The organism is Nocardia sp. NPDC050412, from assembly GCF_044458825.1.
Classification (GTDB): Bacteria; Actinomycetota; Actinomycetes; order Mycobacteriales; family Mycobacteriaceae; genus Nocardia.
This window is the reverse complement of record NZ_JBITIJ010000007.1, coordinates 193505-218886: the sequence shown is the minus strand read 5'-3', so window position 1 is coordinate 218886 and position 25382 is coordinate 193505. Positions and strand designations below refer to the sequence as shown.

The following is a 25382-nucleotide window of genomic DNA, read 5'->3' as shown; positions in this document are numbered from 1 at the left end:
ACTGCTTAAGTTACTTCGGACTCGAGGTCGGCGGAACCGCGAGCGCGTCGGAACGGAATCGACAGTGCCGCAACGAGTCCCAGCACGACCAGACAGGTGACCGAGCCGATGATCGCGACACGGCGCGGCAGCGGATCGGGTCGCGCCGGATGTACCGGGGCCGCCATGACACGTGGAATGTCGGCACCGACGCTCACCGGTTTGTCCGGGAGTTGGGCGGTGAGCGCGGCCAGCGGATCGATCAGGCCGTGGCCGACACGGTCGTCGCGACCCTGGCCAGGCGCTTGGGCGGTGCGGGTGATTCGGTCTATGACCTGTCCCGCAGTGAGTTCCGGGAACCGGGACCGGACCAGTGCGGCGAGTCCGGCGACATAGGGTGCGGCGAAACTCGTGCCCTGTATGGTTCCGGTGCCCTCCTGGGTGACCGCGCCATTGACCAGTCCGGTGCCGCCCGGCTTATTGTCGAGCGAGACGATATTGCGCCCGATGGCGGCGGCGCCGACCCACGGCCCGTGCAGCGACAGCGCCGAGGGTGAGCCGTTCGGATCGATGGAGGCCACGGTCAGGACGTAGGGCTGAAACCAGGCCGGACTCGCGATGGTCTGCACGCTGTCCCAGCCCGCACCTTCGTTCTGTTTCTCGCATGCGCCGCCGTTGTCCACATTGCCCGCCGCGGCGACCACCACCACATTGTGGTCGTAGGCGTACTTCACCGCGGCACCGAGCGGGACATCGGCTGTATCGGTTCCGACTGCGCTGCAAGAGACTTCGGAAATATTGATGACCGTGGCACCCATATCGACGGCGCGGACCACCGAGGCGGCGAGGGCGAGCACACTGCCGTAACCGGAGCGCACCATGGCATCCGGCGGCTGGTCGCCCGCGCGATCCTTGCGCTCATAATGTGTGCTCAATTGGCGGATGGTGAGGATCTCGGCATCGGGCGCGACACCGACGAAGGCATCATCCGGGCTGGGGCGCGCGGCGATAATGCCCGCGACCAGGGTGCCGTGGCCGTCGCAGTCGACGGTGCCATCGGAGTCCGAGACGTAGTCACCACCGGCTTGCAGCGCGGACAGTCGCGGATGCCGATTCACGCCGGTATCGATGACCGCAACCTTCTGTCCCGCACCGCGACTGAATTGCCAAGCCGCGGGCAGGTCGAGCACACGCTGCGGCAGCGGCGGTTCCACGGGCGGGCCACCGATGAGCGACAGTTCGGCGCAGACCACCTTCTGTTCGGTCGGCTCCAATGGCGCGGGCCGACCACTGAGCGCCTGCGCGGGCCCGAGTGCACCCGGGTCGACGGTCGGCGGTGGGACCGCACCGGCCGGAGCGGCCCAACCGAGCACCGACCCGCCGAGAACCACTGCGGCGCAGACGATTGCGGTCCTGCGCCGCCCGCCGGGCTGGCTCGCCCGAGCAATCATAGGTTCCTGGCCATCGAATACACTCCCATGATCCACAGCACCAGCGGGATCACCGCGACGATCAGCAGATATTCGGTGATTTCCATGGCCCGGCGGGTCACCGGCGTCACCTCGAGGTGCGGACCGATCACGCCGAAAACCACAACCCCCGCGGCGAAGGCAAGCAGCAGCACACCCGCGAGCAGCAGCAGATCCGAATCGCCCAGGGCCAGTCCGGTAACCAGGCCGACGACTATGACGCAGCCACCCGCGATCAGCGCACCGGCCTGCACAAGATCGGCGAAGGAACGGCCGCGCAAACTGACGATCACCGCTGCGATCACGGCAAGCGTAATCCCTTGCCAGGGTGCGGATCCCAACGGATCCGCGGCACCCAGCGCACCGACCGCCGCGGCAATGGCGCAGGCGACGAGCATGCCGGTCTGGTACTGGTTTGCGGCCCTGGCGCGTTCACCGAGTCCGGCGGCCGAGGGCAGTGCCGTCGCGCCGATCGCGCCGATGCCCTCGATGGTGGGGCGCGGCTCGTGATCGGCCGGATCGATCGCGCCGCCCGCAGTGGGTACCGGCGGGATCGGCAGCCGCGCAGCCACTGCCGCCAGCCGCGGCACCGCGGAGATCAGCGTGATGGCCACCACCAGAATTGCGGCGGAGATCTTGGGCAGATCGAAATCCCAGATCATCCGAACCAATGCGGCGATTCCGCCGAACAGCGCGACGGTCACGATAGCGGCGGCGAGCGCGGCACCGGTCGCGGTGGCGCGATAGATCACAGCCGCGGCCACCAGCGTGACCGAACAGCCGAGCAGCAGATGCGGACTGCCGAGATCGCCCGGCACGAACAGTGCTGCGCCGCCGAAGAACAACAGCAGCGCACACAGTGACAGCCAGGTGGCCGTCAATTGGTCCGCGTACTTACGCGCCGCGATGGCCGCGGCGACGGCGGTGATGATGGCGACGCTGGTCGCGAGGAACGGCGCGGCGAGACCAACTCCGTGCGAACGTCCCGCAGCCAGCAGCAGCAATGCGAGCAGCACCGCCGACACGGCGGCGACCAGAGCGGTCCAGCGCGCCGCAGCGGGCGACCAGCCATGGAAATCGACACTGGTGAGCCGGGATACCGCATCGATGACATCGTCGAAGAGTGCGGGCGATTCCTTCGCGGTGACCGAACGCAGCACCAGCAGTTCGCCGTCGAAGACCTCGGCGTCGGTGAGACTGCGGCTCGGTGCGATGGCGTCACGGCCCAACCGAGCCAGTGTCCAGTGTTCGGTGTGCAGCGGGGCGCCGCCATCGTCGCTTTCCACCACATCGGGATTGCGCGATTCGATCAGGGCGACGAGATCACCGATAAATGTGGCGATCGGCACGGTCGCCGGAAGTCCGACATCGAGCTGGGTATTTCCGCCTATGACGGACACTCGGCACAGTTCGGGTTCGGCGGCGCGGGTGCCGCTGCTCAATGGTTCGGTCAATTGTGCACCGGCCCCAGCTCTTTACGGAACGATCCAAACACTTGCGCCCGGTTTCCTACCTGTCGAACCAACTCTACGACTCGGATCCACTCTCGCACGAACGTTCCCCCCGTCGCATGTGGTTGTCGCACACTTTGCAACCTATCGGTAGCAAAACATAATGTAACGGACGAGCCGAGCCGACGCGATCGCTAAGCTGGTCGGAAGACGTACGCGGACAATCGCGCAGCAAAAAAAGATAGCTCAATCCAACACTTCGGGGTTTGACAGCAATGACCGGCAACCGCCAAGCACAACGGGCCTTCGACGCCGGAATCCTGTCGCTGGGCCTGACGATCGACGGACAGGAATCGGCTCGCGATCTCGAGTACGCGAAACTGGCGTTCCAGCGTGCCACCGAGTGGGATCCGACGATGTGCGATGCCTGGCTGGGCCGGGCCGCCGCCGGTGAGGTCACCACCGAGGTGCTTTACAACCTGTACAAGAACAGTGGGACAACACTTTTCCGCGAGCAACGCCGGTTGGGGCTGGCGCCGCGGGCCTTGGCCGGACGCTTCCTGGCCGGGCTGTACATCGACTACCCGCTGGCCAGCTATACCGAAATCTGGCTGGCCCAAGCGGCACAGCTGATTTCCGAAAAGGAGTACGACGAGGCGGAACGGGTGCTCGACGAACTCGCCACCCACCGCGCCTCGATGCTCTCCGATACAGATCGCGAGATCGACGACCGGATCTGCGCGTATATCCGTGGCGTACTGCACTTCAACACCCAGCGCTGGCCCGATGTGATGTCCGTACTCGCCGGATCCGCCGAATGGGACGACCCGTATCTGGCGGCGGGCGCGCATGTGATGGTCGGTTCGGCCTGTGCCCAGCTCGGCCTGTTCGGCGAGGCCATCCGGCGCATGGAACAGGCCGAGGCGGGTCCGATCCCGGCGGCCCGAACCACCGCCATGTTCTGCCGCGGCCTGTGCCTGCGCGAGACCGGTAAAGAGGCCGAGGCGCAGGCCCTTTTCGAGAAGGTGTATTCGCAGGCACCGGATTTCGCCGCCAATACCGCAGCCATGCGCGATCGCAGCTACCGGCTCACGGTGACGACCAAGGAGTCGATCGACGCGCGCATCGACCGCTGGGATCCGGCCTCGGCGCCTTCGGTGGAGGCGATGCGGCATGCCGACGCCGAGGACCGCGCCAAGAAGATCCTCGCCGACGCGCGCGCCGAGTTGGATAAGCAGATCGGCCTCGAATCGGTGAAAACGCAGGTCGCGAAGTTGCAGGCGACCGCGCAGCTGGCCAAGATCCGGGCCGAGAAGGGTATGGCCAGCATGGCCCGCGGCAACCACCTGGCCTTCACCGGTCCGCCCGGCACCGGTAAGACCACCATCGCCCGGGTGGTTGCCAAAATCTATTGCGGCGTGGGACTTCTCAAGACCGATAAGGTCGTCGAGGCCAAGCGCGTGGACTTCGTCAGCCAGAACCTCGGCGGCACCGCGATCAAGACCGACAAGCTGATCGATACCGCGATGGACGGTGTGCTGTTCATCGACGAGGCATACACGCTGATCCAAACCGGTTTGCAGGGCGGTGACGCCTTCGGCCGCGAGGCGGTGGATACGCTGCTGGCCAGGATGGAAAACGACCGCGACCGCCTGGTGGTCATCATCGCGGGCTATGACGGCGAGATCGACCGGCTGCTCGCCGCGAACGACGGTCTGGCTTCACGTTTCGCCAAACGCCTGCAGTTCCCGTCCTACACCCCGACCGAACTCGGCCAGATCGGTAGCCTGATCGCCCGCTCACGCGATTCCGAGTTGTCCGAGGGGGCAATGGAACTGCTGATCGAGGCGTGCGGACGGCTGTACGAGACCGAGCGGGTCGATCAGAGCGGACAGCCGCGCCGGGGCATCGATCTCGCGGGCAATGGTCGATTCGTGCGCAACATCATCGAATCCGCCGAGGAGGAACGCGAATTCCGCCTGGCCAATGACGAGTCGCTGGATCTGAGCGCGGTGGACGAGACGGTGCTCATGCGCATCGAAGCGCCGGATATGCAGGCCGCGCTCGGCAGTGTGCTGGCTTCGCTCGGAGTCTGAAGACTTCAGTTTCCGACAAGCAAGATATCGTGCTCGACCAGCGCATCGTTCTTCGACAGTGTCGGTCCGGGCACCAGCTGACCGATGATCGACCAGGGGGCCAGGCGCGGTTCGCCGCCGAGTCCGAGCACCTGGGCGGTGGCAATATCCGGGATGCCGTAGCGGATTCCGTTGTCCGCCACATAGAACAGGCCACCGCGGCGCAAACTGCCCGGCTCCGTTCCGGTCACCTGCACGAACTCCCCCGAAGCCGGTGGGATATAGGCGGAATCGACCCGATCGCCGGTGCCGTCGGAGGTGGCAAGGCTCACCGGCTCAGCCGAGCTGGGCAGTGGCACACGGTTGCCCGCGAGCAGGGTGATCGCGGCGCGGTCGGTGGGGCTTTCGGCCGCATCGTCGCCGGATTCGGGCCCCTTTGCCCAGCTCAGACAGGTGACCGGGGCGTCCTCGGCGGAAACTATCTTCGGGGTGTTGACCGGGAAGTGGTCGAGCGCAAGCTGGTGTAGTACCGGCATATTGGTCAGCACATCCGGCGGTTCGGCCTTGATCTCGCGCATGCCCTGGGAATTCGCGGTGCGGATGACCTGCGCGGCGAAATCGGTGACCGGCTGCACACCGTCGGCGAGCACCACATACAGCTGGGACTGATCGGTGCGACCGGTGCCGCCGACCGCGATGACTCCGCCGATCGGCACATCGGAAAGCTTTGCCGGACCGGGCTGTCCGGCCTTCGGCATATCCGGCACGGCCAGCGGCGGAACCGCGACGGCGGCATCCAGCAGGCCGGTGCCGACCGGTCGTGGCTTGTGCGCGGCCAGGTTCAGCGCACGTGCCAGTACCGAGTTGCCGAGGTCGACCTCCGCGCGCTTACCGTCATAGATCAGATAGGTCTTATCGGCGCGTCGCACAAGCAGCGCATCCGACGGCCCCAGAGTCCGAATGCGTTCGTCGAGTTGGGGTTTACCCGCGAAGACCGCGGTTTCCACACCGGTCGCCGCGGCCGCGCTGCCCGTGATCGAAAGCTGCACCGTTTCGCACAGCGACCAGTCCGAGCGGCCGCCCTGCGTCGAACCCGGCAGTGCCGCGGGCGCACCCGGGATTCCGAGCATCGGACCGCGCGGCATCGACGAAAGCTTGGCATCCTTCACCGATTTGGGCGATTCGTTGCTGCCGCTGATCAGCCGGGCCGAGGCCAGGTTGAGCACCGGATGCAGGCGTTTGTCGTCCTTCTTGTCCTCGGATTCGGCCACCACCACATACAGCGCGCCGCTGTCCTTGCCGATCACGATATTCGCGTCGCCGATCGCGCCCTGCGGACGCAGGAAGGCCAGGATGGCCGCGCCGGCCACCATGAGCAGGCCGAGGGTGGCACCGACGAGCATCGAACGCAGCTGAGATCGCATGGGGTCGTGCAGCATCCGCACATCGCGGCGGACCAGTGCGTGATCGAGTCGGCGCAGCAGAAAGCGGTAGCCGTTGACCTGGGCCTTGGTGGTCAGCTGAGCCGGCACATGGTCTCCATCGAACTACGGGGGGAACAGGGTAATTACAGTATCGTTCGGTGCCGCGGTGTCAATTCAGCGACAATCGAGCAAACCAACTCCATCCGTAGCGACTGCTTGCAGGTCGCGCGAAAAGGCCACGGCGCGCACGCGTGTTGCGCGGTACTGTTATCGCAATACTGGTCTGATTATCGGGGACGGGGCTGTGAACAAACGCGATACCGACTCCGGAGCGAACGCGCGTGAATTAACCGGAAACGAAAACTCCGTGAACGCTACGCACACAACGTTACGTGATCCGGAATTCTGGCTGCTGCGTCAAATGCCTTTGCGACTCACGATTCCGCTCGCGCTGATTGCCGCGATCGCGGCCTGGATCGCGACGGCGCTGCATGCGCCGACGGTCGCCGTGATCGCGGTCGCCGCGGCCGTTCTCATTGCCGGCGCGGTACCGGTGCGTCGGCGCGAGCCACGCAATATCGTCGGCATTCTCTCGCGCGCGATCGCCTTTCGCTGGCGGCGGACCCGGCCCGGCCCCGCCGATACCGGCCAAGCCGCCTTCGATGTGCCGCTACCGGAGGGCGGCAGTTACGGCGTGCGCTGGGACGGCAATCTGTTGCTGACCATGTTGCGCATCGATCCGCCACCGGATGCGCTGACATTGCTGCGTCGCGGTTCGCTGTCCACCGACCAGGTGCTTCCGCTCACCGAAATCGGCCGCTGCCTCAGCCAATTCGATATCAACCTGACCTCGATCGATGTGATCAGCACCGGCGCGCGGACCGCGGGCGGCGGTCCGGTCGCACAGCTCTACGACCGCATCCTCGGCCCGCTGCCCGCCATCGCGCATCGCACGGTCTGGTTGGTGCTGCGACTGGATCCGCTCGCGAACGCCGAGGCCGTCGACAACCGCGGCGGTGGCGGCGCGGGTGCGCTGCGGACCGCGATCATCGCGACCCGAAGGGTGGCCAATCGACTCGCCGCCCGTGACATCTCGGTATCGGTGCTGACCGCGGGCGAGATGAACAGCGCGGTGCGCCAACTCACCCGCGGCATACCACTGGACGGATTCGTCGAAACCCCGAAATCGCTGGTACACCATGGCTTGTACCTGACCAGCTATGAGATCGGCCCGGAACTGGTCGGCTCGCCCGGTTTCGCCGATATCTGGGCCACGCCCAGCCTGACCACCACGGTCACCGTGCGCCTGCGGCCCGGTACGCAGCGGCCCGGCGATGGGCGCGAAACCGATTCCCCGCCGATCAGGTTGGGCGCGCTGGTCCGCTTCGATACCGCGTCCGAACCGATCGAGCCGCCGGTGCCCGGTTTGCGCACGCTGCCGGGTGAGCAGTTCCGCGCGCTGCTGGACTGTCTGCCCGCCCGCACCGCTCGTCGCGATGGCGACCACGCGGGTGATTACCGCGGCCCGCTCGCCGCGCTGGACGGAATCGTCGTGCCCACCGCCGGTTGCGGCCAGCTGATCGGTGCCGACAATGCCGGTCAGGGCATCGCGGTACCACTGATCGGTGACGGCACCAGACATCTCGAGGTGATCGGTCGATTGGATCTGGCCCAGCAGGTCATCCTGCGGGCCATCGCCCTCGGTGCGCACACCATCGTGCACACCGACCGGCCCGAGGCCTGGCAGTCCATGGTCGCCAATGTCGATGCGCCGCATTCGCTCTCGCTGGCTCCGCGGTTCGCCGGTGCTGGGCATCACCTCGCACCACCGCAACCCGGCGGGCCCATTCCCACCGCGACCGTGGTGGTCTTCGACGGCATCGCACCCACCGCGCTGACCGGTGGCGCGACCATCGTGCACGTCCGCGCGCCCGAGCAGCCCGATGCGCAGTTCGATGCCGATATCGTTCTGGTGCAGGATATTTCGGCTCCCAACCTGATCACGGTGCGGACCTCGACGGCCAGCGCGACGGTCAATATGGTCACCACCCCGGACGAGATGTGGTACATCGGCGAATCCCTCGCCGCAGCAAGGTAATCGAACGAACACGGCCGGTCCGGAAACGTAACGCTACCGACCGGCCGTGCTGCGCCTTTTCGAGCGACCCGCAAGCGATCGCTACGGTGAGGTTCAGGCCCCGAAGCCGTCACCGATCTTGCTGTCGGTGCCGAGCGCGCGGTGCAGCGAGTTCTCCACCGCCGCGGCGACATTGTCGAGTGAGGTGAGCGTGTCACCGTACTCGGAGTGCCAGGCGTCGTAGACCTGCTTGAAGCTGGCGTGGGCCACGTTGCCCTCCCACGCCACCTTGAGCACGCCGCCCGCGTCCTCCATATCGCTGCCGTATTTGATCAGGTCGCCGTGCAGGGTGACCAGATCGTTGAACAGAGCCATCATCGGGCCCTTGGCGTATGCCATAGTCATGGTGATTACCTCCGAATCGAAGACTGAATAGTGTGTCGGCCCAGGCGATTACAGGCTGATGTGCTCGAAACCCTCGCGGTTCGCCTGCTCCATCTGGATGTACTGCTGGGTGCCGTGACCGACCTGCTCGGTAATGGCGTTGAGCTTCTTGTGCAACTCCTGGGAGTGCTGGGCCCAGTTGGTCGAGGCGGCGACGAACGCCGCCTTCGCATCGCCTTCCCAGTGGGTCGCCGCGGCGACCTCGTCATCGATCTTCTTCAGCGTGCGCTGCATGTTGTCGACCGCGGCGGCCATGAACTCCTCGGCCTTCTTCGCGGTTGCCTCGTCTACGTGTACACCTTCACCACTCATCGTGGACACCCTCTCGTGTTGTGATTCCAATGCCCGGAAACGATGTCGGGTGACATCGCCGGAAGGTTTACTGCGGAAGCCACCTTCCCCCGGGCAATGATTCGATCAGTGCCGAAATCGCCTGCGCGATACGGTGATCGGTGCCCGGTGTCACCGTGGACCAGACCTGCTGATCCGCAGCAATCCCGGGCGCGGCCACAATGCGACCGCGTCCGGTGTCATAGACCGCGACCGCACTGGGCGGCCGGGTGGTCGTACCGTCGAGATGGGCGTAGGCCACGATCTCGGCGAAGGCGTGGCAGGAGGCGAAGGCCAGCCCGTATGCGGTGGCATCGCGATCGGCGACACCCAGGGCATATACGGCGTCCGCGTAGTCCTCGGAGGTTCGCGCCGCATTGTTGTTTCGAGCAACCTGCAAGCAGTCGCTAGCGGTGAGCCGCTGGCTCAATTCGGTCGACAGCGCGCTGAAATTGACCACCTCCGCGGGCGTTGCGGGTCCGAGCGCATCGAGCAGCGGACGCACCAGCGCCTCGCCCGATCCGTCCGCCCAGACGGTCCGCACGTCGAAGCTGTCGCCGGTGCGCACCGCGATGGCATGCTTTTCGCCCCGACGGGCCAGGCAGATTCGGGTCACCGCGGGTGTCCCGTCGGGCGCGGTCGCATAGATCCGTGCGACCAGCTCGCGATCGGGTTGGGCCAGCGTGAACATGGCGTCGGCCAGTTCGGAGTCGACATCGCCATCGGCGTCGAGCACGCCCGCGCCGACCAGCTCGGTCACCGCGCGCTGCTGGGAATCGACCCATGCATCGTATGAATCCTGTTGCGGACCAACCGAAAGCACCAGCGGCAAGGTCTGGACGCCGAGCCGTTCGGCGACCGCGAGCAGACCATCGTTGGTCATGGTCGTCATTCGGCACCTCCCGATGCCGTCCGACCGGTGGCCGTGGGCGCTTCCGGAGCACCCAGTACCGCCGGAGCACCCAGTACCGCCGGAGCACCCAGTACCGCCGGAGCACCCAGTACCGCCGGAGCGGCGGCGATGCCGAGATCGGCGCCGATGGCATCGCCGGTCACGGCGGCCGCGCGCGGGGCGTATTCCTCTTCCTCGGCACCGGCTCCCGCCGTCATCGCGCCGGGAACCATCGGCAGCGCACCGGAACTCGCGGAGGATGTCGGAACCGGTTGTGGTGTAGTCACTTCCACCGGCGTGGGCGCTTCGGTGCAGACCGGCGCCCGATACGGCTGCAACTTCGCGGACGTCGGCGCCGCACCGATTCCGCCCCGCATGAACATGCCCGGCGTGATCGCGGGCAGGGCAGACAGGGCTGATGTCGCTGCCGTCACCGGGGCGCTCGTCTTCTCGGCCGCCAGCGCCGCCGGCGAGGCGATCGCCGGTGGCTCCTGCTGAATCCACGGTGTCGCGAGCGGTTCGGTCGCGGCCTCATAAGTCTGCATCACCCGCGCGGCCGCCGCCTTCGCCATATCCGCGTCGGTATCGGCCTGGGCAGCCACTGCCTCGATCGGTGCGCCGAGCGCGCCGCCGATCGATTCGAGCATCCGCTGCACTGTCTGGATGGCCTGGATCTCGGTGGTATGCGGCATTGTCATCCGTGCCAATTCGTAAGCGGTGGCTTGCGTTTCGGCGCGTACCGCGTTGTTGCCCGCGGCCGTCGCGGCATCGGCGAGCCAATCGCGCAGCCGCGAAATCCGGTCCAGCACCGGGCCGCTCGTGTTGGATTGCCACGCACCGCGCATCGAGGTGACGATCAGTTCGTATTCGGCGACCGCCGCACCGAATCCGGCGGCCAGCCGGGTCCACGCGGCACCGGCCTCGGCCATCGGTATCGCGCCGGGACCGGTGGACAGTTCACGCGCCAGCCGATCCGGCTCGCGCGCGCCCCAGACCACACCGGTGAAACCGGGCTGCGGTGGTTCGATCATGTTGACTCCGTGTCGTATTCGCTGTGGGCTCAGGCGGCGCCGGGGACGCCGAAGTCGGCGACATTGTCGTTTTCGGCGCGACCGAACTGCGCTGCCTGCGCGCGCAAGGTCGCTGCCAGTTTGCGCAATTCCACGATTCCGGCGGTCGCGCTCTGCCCGTAGGAGGCTGCGACATCGTTCATCGTCTGCGCCGCTCGCCCCGAAACCTCGTCGGCAGCGGCCGGCGGCACCGTCAATGCGGGCGAGCCCTCGCGCAGTTCCGCTTCCAGTCGGGCAGCGAGTCCGTCGAGCCGGGCGGCCGCATCCCGGGCCGCCGCCGGATCGAACATGACTCCATCGAAATCTGCACCGCCGCTTGCCATCGCAACCTCCTGAATGACGAAACCCCTACAGGGTGAGTTCCTTATCCGGTGGTGGCTCCGAGATCTGTTCGGCCGCGCCGACCACCGGCAGCGAGACCCCCTCGATCGGTCCAACGACCGCTTCACCGTGTTCGGCATTGACCAGGAAGCTGGGCATATCGCCGCCCGCATCCCCCGCCCCGCGCGCACCTGCCGCGCCCGCCGCACCGTAGGGCATCACGCCCGGGTTGCCCGGCGCGCCGGTGGCGCCACGCACCGCGGCGGCGGGTTCGGCTGCCGCGGAACCGGTCCCGCCGGCATTGAAGCCCGGCATACCGCTGAGTCCGGCGGTGCGCGGTCCGCTCCACGGGCTCAATGGTGTCGATATCGGAGCCGCGCCGATGCCGCCGATAGCGGGACCACCGCCGCCTGCGCCACCACCCGTGGCGTCGTGCTCGGCCTTCTGCGTGGCCTCGCGGTCCTGATGTTCCTCAGCGATGGCGTCGGCCTGACGTTTCTGAGCCTGCGTCGCGTTCTGCGTCGCGACCTGGGTGAGCGTCTGCGCGCCGGTCTGCGCCATGGTCATCAGCGGGTTGAGCAGCTGCATCACCTGCTGCATCGAATCGACGCCCCTGGGCGCGTTGGTGACCTTGACCTTCTTGCCCACCGCGGTCATATTCGCCGAATGCGCCGTCATTTCGACCCGCGTCTTGGTCACCACCGCGATGCCCTCGGTGATCGCCTCCACCGTCGCCGCCGCGATAAATGCTTGTCCACCACCGGTGGCCAGCCACGGCGTCGCCGCGGCCACGGTGGCCATGTACTTGGCGATGACCGAGACCATCAGCGCGCCGCCAGTCGCCACCGAGGTCGCGCCGCCGGCGAGCGACGCCTTCTCCTGCACGCTCTGCGTGGCCAGCTCGGCGCCGTTTTCCGCAGCCTGTCCGGACTTGTTCGCCGCCTGCATCGCGGCCAAGCCCTGCCACAGCGACATCACGGTCTGCAGCGCTTGCGTCCCGAGTTGAATCGCGGTCTGCGCGGCCTGCGCGGTATCGGAGAGCACCTTGGTCGGATCGGGACCGCCGCCCGCGGGCGCGCCGAGATTTCCGGTGCCGAAGCCGCTCGCCATATCGGTGAGCGGCCTGGCCAGTGCGGCCAGATCGATGACCGGCAGCGGCGGCAGTTCGGGCAGCGGCGGCAGCCCGGAGATTTCAGGAAGTGGGCCGAGGCCCATATCGTTCAGGATGTCGTTGACCGGTCGATCGATCAGCGGCGCAAGCGCACTGCCGCGCAGCAGATCCACGATCGACGGGTCGAGCGGCGCAGTCATTGCTAAACGCCGGCGGCGCCGAATTCGGTGCCGGATGCCGCCTCCGCTGCCTCGTAGGCGGCGGCCCCCTGGTGCGCGGTCAGCGCGGTACCCGCGTGCACACCGGCCAATTCGAACATCGAACTCACGTGATTGGACTGCGCGTAGGCGAAGGCCATCAGAAAGTCCTGGCCGATCAAGCCGAATACCGGCGCGGCCGCCGCCACCGTTGCCACCTGGTCGAACGCACCTGCCGTCGCGACACCGGTCGCCATGGCCACTGCAGCGTCCCCATACGCCCGAATCGCATCAGGCGTTGCTATGAGTTCGCTCATCGTGATCCCCCATCCCGTAATGGAATTGACCGACTCTTCATAGAACCTGTCAATCGAACTGCAAAGCCCGAAAGCAAATTTGCACAAACTCAAGGTTCTTGACAAAAGTTCTACGGGGACAGCGTGAACGTCGGGTGTCTACTCGGCAACTTCCTCATTGAAGGCAGTGACCAATTCGCTACGTCGCTCGAATGCCTGCCGCACCGCGGCGGCCGCGGTCGCCACCAGGGTCGACTCGAATTCCGCTGGCGTCATCCGCGAAACTGCTTGGGAGAACCGCAGATCCAGCAACGTACCGTTGCCGTCGACCTCCACCGTGACCGAACCGTCCTGCGCGGTCTCGCGGCCGCGCACCCCGGCCATATCGTCGGTCAGATCCCGGATCCGATACAGCCGCCGCTGCACGCTGGCCATCAGTTCGTCCATGGTCTCGTACACGATGAAAACTCCTCTCGGACAACGGGACTACACCTGGCGCAACCAACTGTCCGGCTCGGTCTCGTACTCCTGCTCCTCGACTAATTCCTGGCGCGCAACATCTTCGGCAGTCGGCAACCCGGTCAGCGCCAACATCTCCGCCGGCACCCCCGCCGCCGCCAACTCCGCCCGACGCGCCATTCCGGCCCGATTGGCCGCCTGCCTGCACAATCGCAACACCTCGGCCGCCAATGCTTGCGGATCGCCCTTCAACTCGGCCGGATCGACCGAAATACCTAGTGGCAGACCCAGTTCCGTGGTGCGCACCGCGATCGCGCCGCTGCGCGAGGTCGCGGTCCATTCGGGAATTCCCGATTGTGCTTCGTCCATGGCGGCCACCTTTCAGACTCGCTCGTCCTTGATCGCACGGACCACCTCGGCGACTCGCGAATTGATCATCGCGGTGAGGTGTTTCGCATCGATGGCACGCGCCACCGGAGGATTCCGATCGTCGATCGCATAGCGGCCGTCGTCGCGAATGTCGCGCCACTGCAGCCGATGTCGAGTGATCCCGCGTGGGCCGAAACGCGACATCCCCTGGATCACATCGATCGTCCCGGAACAGGATGTCGGTAGTGCCAAGAATTCCGCGGAGCGATCGGCGATCGAATCGTCGAAGGAATCGTGCACGACCGATCGGCCGAGCGAGTAATCCAGGCCGTCGCCCGCGTCCTGGGTGGACAGCACCGCGGTGGCGCGGCGTCCCGACTCGACCTCCGGCAGCGCTCGCACGATCGCACCGGCGAGATCGACCGCATCGCATTCGGCAATCGTGAAACCACCGGAATGCCAGTATGTTTCGCCGGGCAGCTCGGAGAAGACATAGCCGCGGTCCCCCCGGCGAACACCGTGCAGCCGAACCGGCACGTCCGGCTTCCACGGCTCCGCCGGGTCGTAGCCTTCCGCGACGATGCGCAGGTCAGGGAAGGCCAGCACATCCAGCACATCGTCGAACGACCGATCTCCGGAGTGCCGCAGCCACACCAGCGCATCCTGTTGTTCCCGGACATAATCCTCGTTCACCCAGGTGCGACAGGTGTACACGAATGGTTCCGGCAGGTAGTCCTGCTTCAACGCCTCCCACTGGACGATGAATTCCAGGTCGGTGAACTTCCAGGTGCGATTCATTGCTCGACAATGGGTTTGACGACGACCGGCGCGTCGCCGAGCGCCTCTTCGATGTGCTCGACCGAATCCAGATACGCGGCCCGCTTATGTTCCTTGTTCTGACCACCGGCGCCGTGGCCCGCGGGTCCCATACCACCGGGCGAACCCGGCTGGCCGGTGCTCGCGATGCCCGCGCGGCTCGCCGTCGCGGCCCCGGCCATCTCGGCAGCCGCCGCCCGCGGAAAAAGCTTCGAATTCTGCAGGCTATTGGGTGAAAGATTCGCTCCCGCGCCGCTACCCGCACCGCCTGCGCCACTACCCTTGCCTGCGCCGCTACCGCCGCCTGCCTTGAGCGCGTCCTTACCCAACGCCGAGAGCGCGGAAGGCAGGCCGGCGAGGCCTGCCGACTGCATATCCTTGGCCGCCGCGGCCTGCGCTTGTTGGGCCGCCGCCTGTGCGGCCTGGTCCATTGCCTGCTTCACGCCATCCATGCCCTGCTGCGCGGACTGACTGGCTTGTTGGGCCGCTTGCTGCGCGGCTTGTTGGGCCGCCTGTTGCTGTGCGGCCTCGCGCTGCGCGGCCTCGCGCTCGGCCTGCTGACGCTGCTGCTCGGCCTGCTGACGCTGCTGTTCGGCCTGCTGGCGTTGCTCGGCCGCGGTCTTTTGGGCCTGCTGGGTCGCCCTGCGCTGATCGGCGAGCGCCTGCTGAGCTTCCTTTGATTGGGCGGCCGAGGTCCCACCTTTTCCGCTGCCGGTCCCGCCGGTGCCACCACCGGGTCCGGTCTGCTGGGTCTGGTTGGGCGACGGCGTCGGCGCGGTCGGCTGCACCACCGGGCTCACCGGCTGAACCATGAGCGGAATCGCATTGCTCGATGCCGCGAGTCCGGGTACGTACCAGTCGTTGAAGATCCGCTTGGCCTTGTCGACTTCATCACGCGCGTACTGGGTGCCGACCGTGTCCGGCGGGATATTGGGGGTATTCGCCTGCACCGCCCACAGCCAGCCCGAGGTGTTCAGCAGGTTGCTGGCGACCGTGCGCATGCCCTCGACCATGTTCTGCACACCGGACACATAAGCCTGGACTGCGCCACCCGCCTTCACGGCGGCGTCACTGTTCCAATCATCCGAGGTCTGCATCGCAGTCATCTGGTTGCCCAGATTCGCGGCCGGTCCCGTTACATGCTCGGCCATATCGCTCCAGACGCCGGAGGCGTCGGAGGTGTGCCCCATCCCGTTGATCAACGATTGATGCCATGAGTAGGCGGTCGGGTAATCCAGGACACTCGCCGGCTCCGGACGAACCGGTTCGGTATCGCGGCCGTCCTTCTCGTTGGCGTATTGCTTCAGGTCGGCCGGTGGTCCGCCGTATTTATCGGTTCGGCCGGTCTTCCCGCCCCAATCCGGGATCTTGGTGGTGCCGTCGGCGGGCAGACTCCAACTTCCGTGGCGTTCGGCGGAGCGGGCATTCCTGAGCCGATCGAATCCGGAGGTATTGGCCTCCTCGGCGGCGGTGTACAGCTTGCCCGCGGTAATGAACTGCTGTGCCAGGTCTTTGAGAATGGTCTTGTGGCTCTTGACCCTGTCGTTCAGATCGCGGCCCGCGCGCTGGAACTTTCCCTGCAGCGCGATGCCGGAGGGGAGATTCCCGAATCCATCGACCTTCTCGACGAAGTGGGTCCAACCCTCGATGGTGTCGAAGACGTCATACAGATCGATCGCGTACTTGGCCAGGGTTTGCAGACTCTTCTGCTTGACCGTCAGATTCTGTGAATCCTTGCCGATATCGTCCCCGGAGAGCTGCCACGGATTGGGCTTGTCATCTGTCGGCGCCATTGGTCAACTCCTGTCCTGCTCGGCGCTGCGTCGACGCGCGGTGTGCGCCCCCTCGCGTCGCCCCTCATCCGCGCACATACGACACCGATCATCCCATGAGCTGCGTGAACGCTCGGTGACCTCGTCGTGAATCATGCTGGTGCTCATGAGCTCTCCGGTTGTCCTGGGATGCCGTGGTCGGTGGAACCGTCACCGACGGGCCTGTCGGATCCGGCTTGTGGGTTTCACCGAGTTCGGGTTGCGTGGCGGGCTCGTCCGGTGGTTTCTCGACTTCGAACCAGACGCACTTGCCGTCCCGTCGCACATCGACGCCCCGGACGGTAGCCGTCTCCTCCAGCAGCCCGAGGCCGCGTTCGTGGGTGCCGACCTCCAGCGGATCGGCTCGCGTCTCGAACCAGTTCCCATGTCGTTCACGCGGGTCCGTTGCGATGAGGTCGGCCAACGCCTCGATCGGGACCGTCCGGTCCTGCTGCCCGGTCCGTTCCAGTTCGCGCAATCCGGTCCGGAAATCCTGATCCCACAGCGGGTAGACGGTGAGTTCGACTCTTTCGTCGCCGAATCGGCATTCGACGAATTCACCTACGACATTGGTTCGGCAGCCATGCAGTCGGCCGCGGTTGATCCGGGCGCGATGGCGCAGGCCGTGGTCGATATTGTCCTGTGCCACCTCCGGGGGCGAATTCAGGTGGTCGAACGCGGCCAGTGCCCGGCGGGTGGCGGGATCTTGCGCGACTCGACCACGATCGCTACCTCACCCGGAACATGTACGCGCACATGGCGTATCGGCGCGATTGCGTCAGCGAGCCAAGTCGGCATGCGGTTCGATTCGGTCAGCGTGAAGCTCGAATCACCGACGGTCGCGTGCAGCTCGCGATCGCCCGGAATCCCCGTTCTCTGCCAGCACAATCCGGACTTCGCCCGCCGGGCTTTCCAGCTCCCGCTCGACCAGGTCGGCGAGTTCGAGTCCCGCATCGTCGATCTTGTCGGCGGGCCCGTCGGGCAGTTGCTCGCCGAGCCAGTTCGGTATAGGTCAAATCCGTTACGTCATCGGCGAATCGGGTCTGAATGACCACATTTTTGGCGTTGACGACCACCGCGACGCGTTTGCCCGCCGAATATCCGGTGGCCGTGAGCAGAGCCTGTTTCTCCTTCGCGCGCAATGGATTCGACCCCCGCCCGCATCATCTCCATGAGATCGGTGAATTGTCCGATCGAAATGTCGTCCGCCATCGAATCCCTCCTAGCTCACCCCGGTACCCCTACAACCAGCTCGGACTTCGACGTCGGTGGCGTCAGATGCTCTCGAAATCGTCGCGACCCGCTTGATCGGTGCCGGTGAGCGCCACTCCTGCGTCGGTGACGCCTTGCGAATAGTTCTGCAGCGTCTCGATTTGCGCGTTCAATACGCTGAGCAGGTTGTCATGCGATGCCTGGTAACCATTTTCGCCACCGGCGAATTCCGGTCCGCGACCGTTGGTCCCCCAACTGCCCCAATTCCGGGCGTTCTCCGCATTCAGCCGGGAGACGATCGCCTGGATTTTGCCGGCGACCTCGGCCAGGTCCGCCGACGGTTTGTGCAACCCGGACGGTGTCGCCCGGAAGCCCTCACTCATCTCGAACCCTCCTCTGACCTCGGGCTATAGCGCAACTCGAGCATCGCATGGACGTCTGTCGTCCAAAAGGTGAAATTCCGGCATACTTCCGGTAACCGGCTCGGATTGCGAAATTCCGGTATGGACTCGATTCGGTTGCGGCGCAAACAATCCGGCTGCGGACAGCTGACGAATCGCGGCTTCGAGATCGGCATCGCGACCGAAGGTGTCCACCAATAGCTCTCGAGTGACCACACCGCACTCTGCGGCAGACAGCAAGTGCGCCACCGCGGTTCGTGTTCGGGTGCCCGGATCCCCCGACAGTAACCGGGCCACCGTCTCGATCACGGTGTGCGACTCCCAGATTTCCGGCATCGCCACACCGCACTGCTGCACCGAAGGCGACTCCCCGCAGTACCACCGCTGGCCGTCCCACCAGAAGCAGAACGAGAGCAAGCCGACGGCCGCGCGCGGACTCAGCACCGCATTGGTCACCCAATCCGGGGCTGCCGCATAAAGATTCGGCAGACCGACGCCGCCGTTATAGGCCGCGTTCAAAGCCGGTGCGTCCCAAACTCCGCCCGAAAGCACGGCTCGGCCGCCCGGCAGGGCGTACAGCGTGGAGCCGCTGCTGCCGTTCCCGCCGCTCTCGAACCAGCCGTTCGACGGCACGACGCGCGGTCCGCGGTCGGACGAGACGGCAACGTGCGCCGCCGAAATCATCGCCCATCGGGCCCACAACTGGGGGAACGACGGCAGTTCCGGATCCACCGGACGCGCGGTCACCCCGTGCGCCCGGTCGACGAGCGCGGCGGCCACGGCACGGCGCGGGCGGCGAGACTGTCGGTCGCGATGACTCATGTAGGCCGCCAACCACACCGGCAGTCGCGGCCGCGGATACGCCGCCACATCGGCGCGATACGCCTCCGGGCGGAAGAGTTGGTCGGCCGGGAACGGCTCGTCGCCGTAGTCGTAGTCGACTTCGATGTCACCATATGCGTTGGCCTGCAACAACAGTCGCCACCATGGCTCGGTACCGGCCGCTGCGACCTCGCCGCGATACTGCCGCACCAATGCGAGCACCGGTTCCGGGACTTCCAGGCGTACCGGCCGATACTCGCCGGTGAATTCGACTCGCGCCGACTCGACGCTCACCGTCAGCGCGAATACCGCGTTCAGACGCTGCCAACCGCGTGGTCCGAGTTCCCCCAACTCGCTCGCGATGCGCGAAACCAGCGTGTCGGCGTACTGGGCGTGGTCGGCGACGGTCCCCGTGCCGCCGATCTGTCCGTCGCGCCCACCCGTCGCCCGACCGCCACCCCGCACGGAATCGCTACGCGATGCTCGAGTCATTGCTCTCGTTCCTGTTCCAACACAATCGATTCACCAGTCAGGTGCTGTTGTTTCGTGTGCGCACCATCGGTGTCTTTTCCGATAGTTGCACGCGGATCGGCCCCGGCATCCCCTTACCGATGGTGACTAGCTAAAGGGATTGTTAAGAATTCGAACCCGCCTCCGACCAGGGCATCTGCGACTGTGACCGCCGAATTATCGAGCACAGAATTCGGCTCCGACTTTTTCCTAAGGGACCGTTAGAACATCGGCGGACCCCTGGCAATGTGCTGTGACTGGGCTCACAGTCGCCTTTGCGGCGGTAGGTGCGGTGCCAGAAGGAGATTCACAATGACTACGACACAACACACGGGCGAGCGTAGGGTCATCGCCAACGTGCTGCGTGGCTCGCTCGGCAATCTCGCCGAGTGGTACGACTGGTATGTCTACGCGGCATTCAGCGTGTACTTCGCGCACAGCTTCTTCCCCAAGGGCGATTCCACCGCACAGCTACTCAATTCGGCCGCCGTCTTCGCGGTGGGCTTCCTGATGCGCCCGATCGGCGGTTGGATGCTCGGCCGCTACGCCGACCGCTTCGGGCGCCGCGCCGCGCTGACCCTCTCGGTGACCGTGATGGCCGCGGGTTCGCTGCTGATCGCGGCCACGCCCGGATACCAGACGATCGGCCTGGCCGCACCGGTGCTGCTGGTGCTTGCGCGCCTGCTGCAGGGACTCTCGCTCGGCGGCGAATACGCTACCAGCGCAACGTATTTGTCCGAGGTGGCCTCGCCGGGTAAGCGCGGGTTCTACTCCAGCTTCCAGTACGTCACACTGGTTGCCGGTCAGCTGGTCGCGCTCGGTGTGCAGATCGTGCTGCAGAACATTCTCAGCGACGCGCAGATGCACAACTGGGGCTGGCGCATTCCGTTCCTGATCGGCGCGGGCGGTGCGCTACTGATCATGTGGTTGCGGCGCAGCATGGACGAATCCGAACAATTCCAGGCCGAATCCGATCGTCCGGCGCGCGGATCGCTGCGAGTATTGCTGCAATATCCGCGCGAATGTCTGATCGTTTGCGGCCTCACCCTCGGCGGCACTGTCGCCTTCTATACGTACACGACGTACATGCAGAAGTTCATGATCAATACCGCGCATATCTCCAAGCCGACCGCGGCCTGGATCAATTTCATCGCGCTGCTGGCTTTCGTGGTGCTGCAGCCGCTGGCCGGGGCACTGTCCGACCGCATCGGCCGACGCACACTGCTCATCTTCTTCGGCATTGCCGGTACCTTGCTGACCGTGCCGATCATGACCGTGCTCGCACATACCCGCAATCCGATCGGCGCATTCGGGCTGATGATGCTGGCTCTGGTGATCATCACCGGCTACACCTCGATCAATGCCATCGTGAAGGCTGAACTCTTCCCGACCCGGATTCGGGCGCTCGGTGTCGGCCTGCCGTATGCGCTGACCGTCGCCATCTTCGGCGGCACCGCGGAGACCATCGCGCTGGCGCTCGAGAAGGCGAATCACGAATCGCTGTACTTCTGGTACGTCGCGATCTGTATCGCGATCTCGTTGACGATCTACTACTTCATGCGCGAGACCTCCAAGAACTCCGCGATCGAGGTGGAGGCGACGGCCGACGCCGAGATGGCCGACCGCTAGCGACTGCTTGCAGGTCGCTCGAAAGGGCCAGCTGAGCATGGCTATCCGCAAACTCCTGCGCGTCGAACCTTCGCTTTGCGAGGATCGGCGCGTGCGGCTTGTGCTGGTGGAAGACGATGACGGAGTCGGTGAAGCGCTGCAGGCCGCGCTCACCGCTCGGGGCTACCTCGTCGACCGCAAGCGGCACGGTGCGGACCTACTACGCACGCACCGCGACTACGACGCGGTGATCCTCGATCTCGGACTACCCGACATGGACGGGCTGGAGGTATTGCGGCGGCTGCGTGAGGTCAGTTCGGTACCCGTGCTGGTCCTCACCGCCCGGGCCGGTGAGCGCACCGTCGTGCTCGCGCTGCGTTCCGGCGCGGACGACTATCTGGTGAAACCGCCGCGCATCGCGGAGCTTGTCGCACGGCTGGAGACGGTCACCCGTCGCGCTGTTATCCATACCTCGCCCGTGGAAGCGGTTGTCTCCCAAGATGTTCTAGTGGACCTGATGGCTCGCCGGGTCGAGGTTGCCGGGGTGCCGATCATGCTCACCCACAAGGAATTCCAGCTGGTTCGGATCCTGGCGGAGCGACCCGATACCGCCGTCAGCAGGCAGGAGCTGATGGACCGCATCTGGGGCGACTCGTCGGCCTCGGTATCGCGCGCGCTCGATGTGCATATGGCCGGATTGCGCGCGAAACTCGACCGGCCCGGTTTGATCACCACCATCCGCGGTTTCGGCTATCGGTGGCGCACCGACGGATCTTAGCTCTGCACCGAACCGTGCCGCTGCTGGAAGCGCTGCTCGAACTCCGCGGCATAGACCGACGGCGCCACCGATGACGAAGATTCTTCCAGCACACCGTCATCCGCGACATAGAAGATCGCGCGGCCGATCGAGATCTCGCCGGGTTCGGTCGGCACGTACACCATCCAGCCGACGCTGATCCGGTCCGCGCGCAGGTTTTCCAGCGGATAGCCGGTGGTATCCATATTCTGATCCAGAATGAACTGGCGGACCTGGGCGATCGCGGCTTCCCGCGAGATCGGCTCCGGCAAGGTGATCGTCACACCGGCGAGCGTGAGTTGGTAGAGGGCACTGTCGATATCGAAGGTGCCGTCGTCGCCGAAGACCTCGACGAGCGTATCCCGTGTTACCACACCGATTTCCGCGGCCGACACCAGATTCGCCACCGCCGCGCGCTGCCCATCGGTCGGCTGCTCCGCGACCAGGCCCGCGATTACACCGGCCACCGTATCGAAGGTCCAGATGCCGGGCACCGCTTCGCTGAGCCGGTCCGCGGTCGGCGACTCCCCGCGATACCACCGACCGCCGTCCCACCAATAGCAGAACGACAACAACCCACTGGCCGCGCGCGGATTCAACACCGGATTAGCGACCCACTCCGGGGCACCGGCATACAGTGCGGGCATCGACGTCCCGCCGTTGTAGACGGCATCGAGTTCAGGCGCGTTCCACACACCACCGGACAGCACTGCGCGACCACCCGGCAAGGCATACAGGGTCGACCCGCTGCGTTTCGAACCTTCGAACCAGCCGAGCGCGGGCAAAACCCTTGGTCCCCATTGTGATCCGGCGGCGACGAAGGCGGCCGCGATAACCGCCCAGCGGGCCGACATCACCGGAAAGGCCGGAAAGTCCCGCTCGGACGGCACCGGACGCACACCGGTTTCCCGGTCCACCCTGGCCTGTGTGGCCGCGGCGGCGGCCGGACGCGACTGCCGGTCACCGTGGCCGATATAGGCCGCGAGCCAAACCGGCAGGCGCGCACGCGGATACGCCTGCAAATCCACGAGATAGACCTCGGGAAGGAATAGGTGATCGTCCGGGAAGGGCTCGTCACCGTAGTCGTAGTCGACCTCGATCTCGCCGGTACTCGCCAAGTCGATCAACAGCCGCCACCAGGGACCGTCGCTCAATTGAGCCGACAGATGCCGCTGTTCGCGAACCAGTTCGAGCACATCATCGCCCGGCTGGACCCGGGCCTCCCGCTGCTGGTCATCGGCGAAGGTCACCAACCCGACTTCGGTGCTCGTGGTCATCGCGAACACGGCCTCCAGGCGACGCCAGCCCGATGGACCACCAGCCGCCAACGTGCGGGCGATCCGGTGCATGAGCTGTTTGGCCTGCTCGGCGACGTCTACCGGTTCGTCGAGGGTGAAGCCGATATCGGGTGCATCCTCTTGCTCGGTGGGGTTGTCGTCGGTGGGGTTGTCGTCGGCTGCCTCGAACGCCTTAATGAACTCGGCCATGAACTCCGTATCGCCGTCCAGTGCCGCCGCGCGCTCGTGATCCGGGATCGACTCTTCATTCGACTTGTCGCCGGGTGCTTGGCCATCAGGTGTGGTCACGTCGCCGCAATCTCCCTCATCCGCGCACCGCGCATCGGAACGCACGCACAGTGCCCGAGCTATTTACCGCCCCTATCCTGGCACAGCGCCGCGACACGCGATTCACGAAAGTCCACGGCTTAACCATCCCTGAGGGAATAGCTGCGCAAACAGCTTCAGCAGTCGCTATGGGCGTTGGACGGGTTCCGATTGCATTCCGCGGCAGGCAGTAATCCGGTGCCGTGATTTCCCGAGGTTCGGCGAGTACGTTGGCGATCATGCGCACCGAGGGAGATAGCTGGGACATCAATACCAGCGTCGGTTCGACTGCGATGTTCGTCGCCGCGGCCCGGGCCCTGGCCGGACGGCGGCCCGGCGCGCTGGCTGTCGACCCGCTCGCAGAGGTCTTCGTGCGCGCCGCCGGCGAAGAGTGGGCGGCGTTGCTGGACGGCGAACTGCCGGACCATCCGCTGTCACAACCCGGATTCGGCCAGGATTTCCAGCAGCATCAGCTCGCCAGGACCAAGTATTTCGACGACTATTTCCGGGCCGCCACGACCGCCGGAGTTCGGCAGGTGGTGATCCTGGCCGCAGGCCTGGATGCCCGCGCGTACCGGCTGTCCTGGCCCGAGGGCACCGTGCTGTTCGAACTCGACCGTCCGCAGGTGCTGGAGTTCAAGCGCGAAGCACTATCAGCCCACGGCGACCAGCCGCACGCCGACCGCCGCGAAGTGCCGGTGGATCTGCGCGCGAACTGGCCGGTGCCCCTGCGCGAGCACGGCTTCGATCCACTGACGCCGACGGCCTGGCTGGCCGAGGGCCTGCTGATCTACCTGCCCGCGGAAGCCCAGAATCGGCTGTTCGAGACCATCGACTCGCTCAGCGCCCCGGGCAGCTGGGTGGCCGTCGAGCAGATGGACCCGCTGCCGGCCGAGGCCGTGGCGGCGATGGCAGCGCACTCCGACGACAACGACCGCGAACGCGCCGAGTGGTTCAGCCTGATCTACAACGATCCACGCACCGACACCGCCGAATGGTTCACCGACCACGACTGGACCGCCGACCGCATCGGACTGCGCGATTACCTGCGTACCCAAGGGCGGCCTGAGCTGAGCACGGACCCGAACGAGGGTCCGTCCGGTCTGATCAGCCTGGTCACCGCCGTTCGCCCCTAGCGGGCCGGCGCGCTGACCATCACTTTCCGTCGGGATGACCGACGGTGGACAGCGCGGTGGTCCAGTCGGCGACGATGGCGTCCTGGGCATCGGTCAGCGCCACCTTGCCCGAGCAGATCAGCGAATGCAGCTGGTTCTCGACGGTGTCCTTCGGGTTGTTGGGTCCGGCACCGGGCTTGTGGCCGGGGGAGGGCGGCTCCACCCACAGGTTGTGCGGATCATTGGGGTCGCCGCCGAGTTCCAGCGAGACCAGGTGGTCGTATTCGGCGTCGTGCAGCGGGCCGGTGTAGCCGTAGGACTTCGCGTTGGCGTCCTTCTCCCGGTTGGTGATGTTGGCCGGCGGGCGGATCGAGGAGGTGTAGCCGCCCGCGCAGATGGTGCTGCCCAACGTATCCGCGGTGACCTTGGGGTTGGTCGCGCCCGGAGTGCACGCCGGATCCGGAAGCGGCTGCCCGCTGGCGGACTTGCCGAAATGGCAGCTGCCCTCGGCCGGTTGGGGCTGCACCGTATAGGTCCCCGACGGGCCCGGACCGGCCGGCACCCGCGCGGCATCGTGCGCGGCGGGCGGATGCGGCACGGCCTGCGAGATCGACTTCGAATTCTGGTGTGAGCAACCGGCTGTCAACAGCGGCACGGACACCAATGACACCAGCAAGAGCTTGCGCGTATTCATGACTTCCTTCGGCAGACCTTCATCTGTAC

The 25382-nt window shown here is 65.9% G+C and carries 25 protein-coding genes; 5 read left to right on the top strand and 20 right to left on the bottom strand.

Translation table 11 applies throughout. The features are described from left to right. Nucleotides 1–5: 5 nt before the first annotated feature. Together mycP and eccD are read right to left on the bottom strand one after the other, a co-directional pair. A complete protein-coding gene (gene mycP, locus ACIBI6_RS21145; protein WP_396957439.1) occupies nt 6–1430 on the bottom strand; it encodes a type VII secretion-associated serine protease mycosin in 1425 nt (474 codons plus the stop codon). Then, a complete protein-coding gene (eccD, locus tag ACIBI6_RS21140; protein WP_396957438.1) occupies nt 1427–2902 on the bottom strand; it encodes a type VII secretion integral membrane protein EccD in 1476 nt (491 codons plus the stop codon). Before eccD ends, mycP begins: the two co-directional genes overlap by 4 nt. Before the next feature lie 272 nt (nt 2903–3174). On the opposite strand from eccD, the gene eccA reads away from it, so the two are divergent. Further along, nucleotides 3175–4995: a type VII secretion AAA-ATPase EccA gene (gene eccA, locus ACIBI6_RS21135; RefSeq protein ID WP_364346529.1), complete on the top strand. Its 1821-nt coding sequence runs from the start codon at nt 3175–3177 to the stop codon at nt 4993–4995. A 5-nt stretch (nt 4996–5000) separates the two neighbouring features. Here eccA and eccB read toward each other — a convergent pair whose 3' ends face one another. Then, on the bottom strand, nt 5001–6506 hold the full coding sequence (gene eccB, locus ACIBI6_RS21130; RefSeq protein ID WP_396957437.1) for a type VII secretion protein EccB: 1506 nt from the start codon (nt 6504–6506) through the stop codon (nt 5001–5003). 259 nt (nt 6507–6765) lie between these two features. Here eccB and eccE point away from each other — a divergent pair, with 259 nt between their 5' ends. Further along, the gene (gene eccE / locus ACIBI6_RS21125) at nt 6766–8496 is read left to right on the top strand and encodes a type VII secretion protein EccE (RefSeq protein ID WP_396957436.1); all 1731 of its coding nucleotides are present in this window, start codon (nt 6766–6768) and stop codon (nt 8494–8496) included. Nucleotides 8497–8589: 93 nt separating this feature from the next. Here eccE and ACIBI6_RS21120 read toward each other — a convergent pair whose 3' ends face one another. From ACIBI6_RS21120 to ACIBI6_RS21050, 15 genes are all read right to left on the bottom strand, one after another. Next, nucleotides 8590–8880 carry a hypothetical protein gene (locus ACIBI6_RS21120; protein ID WP_364346155.1) on the bottom strand — a complete coding sequence of 97 codons (291 nt, stop codon included), beginning with the start codon at nt 8878–8880 and terminating at the stop codon, nt 8590–8592. 48 nt (nt 8881–8928) lie between these two features. After that, nucleotides 8929–9231 carry a WXG100 family type VII secretion target gene (locus ACIBI6_RS21115; RefSeq protein WP_364346153.1) on the bottom strand — a complete coding sequence of 101 codons (303 nt, stop codon included), beginning with the start codon at nt 9229–9231 and terminating at the stop codon, nt 8929–8931. Between the two features lie 67 nt (nt 9232–9298). Continuing rightward, entirely contained in the window at nt 9299–10141 is an 843-nt protein-coding gene (locus ACIBI6_RS21110; RefSeq protein ID WP_396957435.1) for an ESX secretion-associated protein EspG, read from the bottom strand. After that, nucleotides 10138–11172 carry a PPE domain-containing protein gene (locus ACIBI6_RS21105; protein ID WP_396957434.1) on the bottom strand — a complete coding sequence of 345 codons (1035 nt, stop codon included), beginning with the start codon at nt 11170–11172 and terminating at the stop codon, nt 10138–10140. Before ACIBI6_RS21105 ends, ACIBI6_RS21110 begins: the two co-directional genes overlap by 4 nt. A 29-nt stretch (nt 11173–11201) precedes the next feature. Beyond that, complete coding sequence (locus ACIBI6_RS21100) at nt 11202–11534, bottom strand: PE family protein (protein WP_396957433.1); 333 nt, start codon at nt 11532–11534, stop codon at nt 11202–11204. Nucleotides 11535–11559: 25 nt separating this feature from the next. After that, a complete protein-coding gene (locus ACIBI6_RS21095) occupies nt 11560–12843 on the bottom strand; it encodes a hypothetical protein (RefSeq protein ID WP_396957432.1) in 1284 nt (427 codons plus the stop codon). Nucleotides 12844–12845: 2 nt separating this feature from the next. Beyond that, complete coding sequence (locus tag ACIBI6_RS21090) at nt 12846–13157, bottom strand: type VII secretion target (protein WP_396957431.1); 312 nt, start codon at nt 13155–13157, stop codon at nt 12846–12848. Nucleotides 13158–13295: 138 nt separating this feature from the next. Further along, the gene (locus ACIBI6_RS21085) at nt 13296–13595 is read right to left on the bottom strand and encodes a YbaB/EbfC family nucleoid-associated protein (protein WP_364346146.1); all 300 of its coding nucleotides are present in this window, start codon (nt 13593–13595) and stop codon (nt 13296–13298) included. A 27-nt stretch (nt 13596–13622) separates the two neighbouring features. Next, entirely contained in the window at nt 13623–13964 is a 342-nt protein-coding gene (locus tag ACIBI6_RS21080; protein ID WP_396957430.1) for a hypothetical protein, read from the bottom strand. A 12-nt stretch (nt 13965–13976) separates the two neighbouring features. Continuing rightward, nucleotides 13977–14762, bottom strand: a complete 786-nt coding sequence (locus ACIBI6_RS21075; protein WP_396957429.1) for an ESX secretion-associated protein EspG — start codon at nt 14760–14762, stop codon at nt 13977–13979. Continuing rightward, nucleotides 14759–16573: a hypothetical protein gene (locus ACIBI6_RS21070; RefSeq protein WP_396957428.1), complete on the bottom strand. Its 1815-nt coding sequence runs from the start codon at nt 16571–16573 to the stop codon at nt 14759–14761. Before ACIBI6_RS21070 ends, ACIBI6_RS21075 begins: the two co-directional genes overlap by 4 nt. Nucleotides 16574–16661: 88 nt before the next feature. Next, nucleotides 16662–17240 carry a hypothetical protein gene (locus ACIBI6_RS21065; RefSeq protein WP_396957427.1) on the bottom strand — a complete coding sequence of 193 codons (579 nt, stop codon included), beginning with the start codon at nt 17238–17240 and terminating at the stop codon, nt 16662–16664. A 377-nt stretch (nt 17241–17617) separates the two neighbouring features. Then, nucleotides 17618–17803, bottom strand: a complete 186-nt coding sequence (locus tag ACIBI6_RS21060) for a hypothetical protein (protein ID WP_396957426.1) — start codon at nt 17801–17803, stop codon at nt 17618–17620. Nucleotides 17804–17865: 62 nt separating this feature from the next. After that, nucleotides 17866–18186, bottom strand: coding sequence for a hypothetical protein (locus ACIBI6_RS21055; RefSeq protein ID WP_396957425.1), 321 nt, complete (start codon nt 18184–18186; stop codon nt 17866–17868). 24 nt (nt 18187–18210) lie between these two features. Further along, the gene (locus tag ACIBI6_RS21050) at nt 18211–19518 is read right to left on the bottom strand and encodes a hypothetical protein (RefSeq protein WP_396957424.1); all 1308 of its coding nucleotides are present in this window, start codon (nt 19516–19518) and stop codon (nt 18211–18213) included. 330 nt (nt 19519–19848) lie between these two features. Here ACIBI6_RS21050 and ACIBI6_RS21045 point away from each other — a divergent pair, with 330 nt between their 5' ends. Both ACIBI6_RS21045 and ACIBI6_RS21040 read left to right on the top strand, forming a co-directional pair. Continuing rightward, nucleotides 19849–21165, top strand: coding sequence for an MFS transporter (locus ACIBI6_RS21045; RefSeq protein WP_396957423.1), 1317 nt, complete (start codon nt 19849–19851; stop codon nt 21163–21165). 91 nt (nt 21166–21256) lie between these two features. Further along, nucleotides 21257–21922, top strand: coding sequence for a response regulator transcription factor (locus tag ACIBI6_RS21040; RefSeq protein ID WP_364346126.1), 666 nt, complete (start codon nt 21257–21259; stop codon nt 21920–21922). Here ACIBI6_RS21040 and ACIBI6_RS21035 read toward each other — a convergent pair. After that, nucleotides 21919–23526: a hypothetical protein gene (locus ACIBI6_RS21035; protein WP_396957422.1), complete on the bottom strand. Its 1608-nt coding sequence runs from the start codon at nt 23524–23526 to the stop codon at nt 21919–21921. The two genes, ACIBI6_RS21040 and ACIBI6_RS21035, sit on opposite strands and share 4 nt — an antisense overlap. Before the next feature lie 257 nt (nt 23527–23783). On the opposite strand from ACIBI6_RS21035, the gene ACIBI6_RS21030 reads away from it, so the two are divergent. Further along, nucleotides 23784–24680, top strand: coding sequence for an SAM-dependent methyltransferase (locus ACIBI6_RS21030; protein WP_396957421.1), 897 nt, complete (start codon nt 23784–23786; stop codon nt 24678–24680). A 19-nt stretch (nt 24681–24699) separates the two neighbouring features. Here the strand turns inward: ACIBI6_RS21030 and ACIBI6_RS21025 are convergent, their stop codons facing one another. Continuing rightward, complete coding sequence (locus tag ACIBI6_RS21025) at nt 24700–25353, bottom strand: hypothetical protein (protein ID WP_364346120.1); 654 nt, start codon at nt 25351–25353, stop codon at nt 24700–24702. Between the last annotated feature and the right edge of the window lie 29 nt (nt 25354–25382).

Coding starts and splice junctions, on each gene's coding strand:
- mycP (WP_396957439.1), bottom strand. CDS start 1,430: ATGATTGCTCGGGCGAGCCAGCCCGGCGGGCGGCGCAGGACCGCAATC.
- eccA (WP_364346529.1), top strand. CDS start 3,175: ATGACCGGCAACCGCCAAGCACAACGGGCCTTCGACGCCGGAATCCTG.
- ACIBI6_RS21120 (WP_364346155.1), bottom strand. CDS start 8,880: ATGACTATGGCATACGCCAAGGGCCCGATGATGGCTCTGTTCAACGAT.
- ACIBI6_RS21115 (WP_364346153.1), bottom strand. CDS start 9,231: ATGAGTGGTGAAGGTGTACACGTAGACGAGGCAACCGCGAAGAAGGCC.
- ACIBI6_RS21110 (WP_396957435.1), bottom strand. CDS start 10,141: ATGACGACCATGACCAACGATGGTCTGCTCGCGGTCGCCGAACGGCTC.
- ACIBI6_RS21105 (WP_396957434.1), bottom strand. CDS start 11,172: ATGATCGAACCACCGCAGCCCGGTTTCACCGGTGTGGTCTGGGGCGCG.
- ACIBI6_RS21100 (WP_396957433.1), bottom strand. CDS start 11,534: ATGGCAAGCGGCGGTGCAGATTTCGATGGAGTCATGTTCGATCCGGCG.
- ACIBI6_RS21095 (WP_396957432.1), bottom strand. CDS start 12,843: ATGACTGCGCCGCTCGACCCGTCGATCGTGGATCTGCTGCGCGGCAGT.
- ACIBI6_RS21090 (WP_396957431.1), bottom strand. CDS start 13,157: ATGAGCGAACTCATAGCAACGCCTGATGCGATTCGGGCGTATGGGGAC.
- ACIBI6_RS21080 (WP_396957430.1), bottom strand. CDS start 13,964: ATGGACGAAGCACAATCGGGAATTCCCGAATGGACCGCGACCTCGCGC.
- ACIBI6_RS21075 (WP_396957429.1), bottom strand. CDS start 14,762: ATGAATCGCACCTGGAAGTTCACCGACCTGGAATTCATCGTCCAGTGG.
- ACIBI6_RS21070 (WP_396957428.1), bottom strand. CDS start 16,573: ATGGCGCCGACAGATGACAAGCCCAATCCGTGGCAGCTCTCCGGGGAC.
- ACIBI6_RS21060 (WP_396957426.1), bottom strand. CDS start 17,803: ATGGCGGACGACATTTCGATCGGACAATTCACCGATCTCATGGAGATG.
- ACIBI6_RS21055 (WP_396957425.1), bottom strand. CDS start 18,186: ATGAGTGAGGGCTTCCGGGCGACACCGTCCGGGTTGCACAAACCGTCG.
- ACIBI6_RS21050 (WP_396957424.1), bottom strand. CDS start 19,518: ATGACTCGAGCATCGCGTAGCGATTCCGTGCGGGGTGGCGGTCGGGCG.
- ACIBI6_RS21045 (WP_396957423.1), top strand. CDS start 19,849: ATGACTACGACACAACACACGGGCGAGCGTAGGGTCATCGCCAACGTG.
- ACIBI6_RS21030 (WP_396957421.1), top strand. CDS start 23,784: ATGCGCACCGAGGGAGATAGCTGGGACATCAATACCAGCGTCGGTTCG.
- ACIBI6_RS21025 (WP_364346120.1), bottom strand. CDS start 25,353: ATGAATACGCGCAAGCTCTTGCTGGTGTCATTGGTGTCCGTGCCGCTG.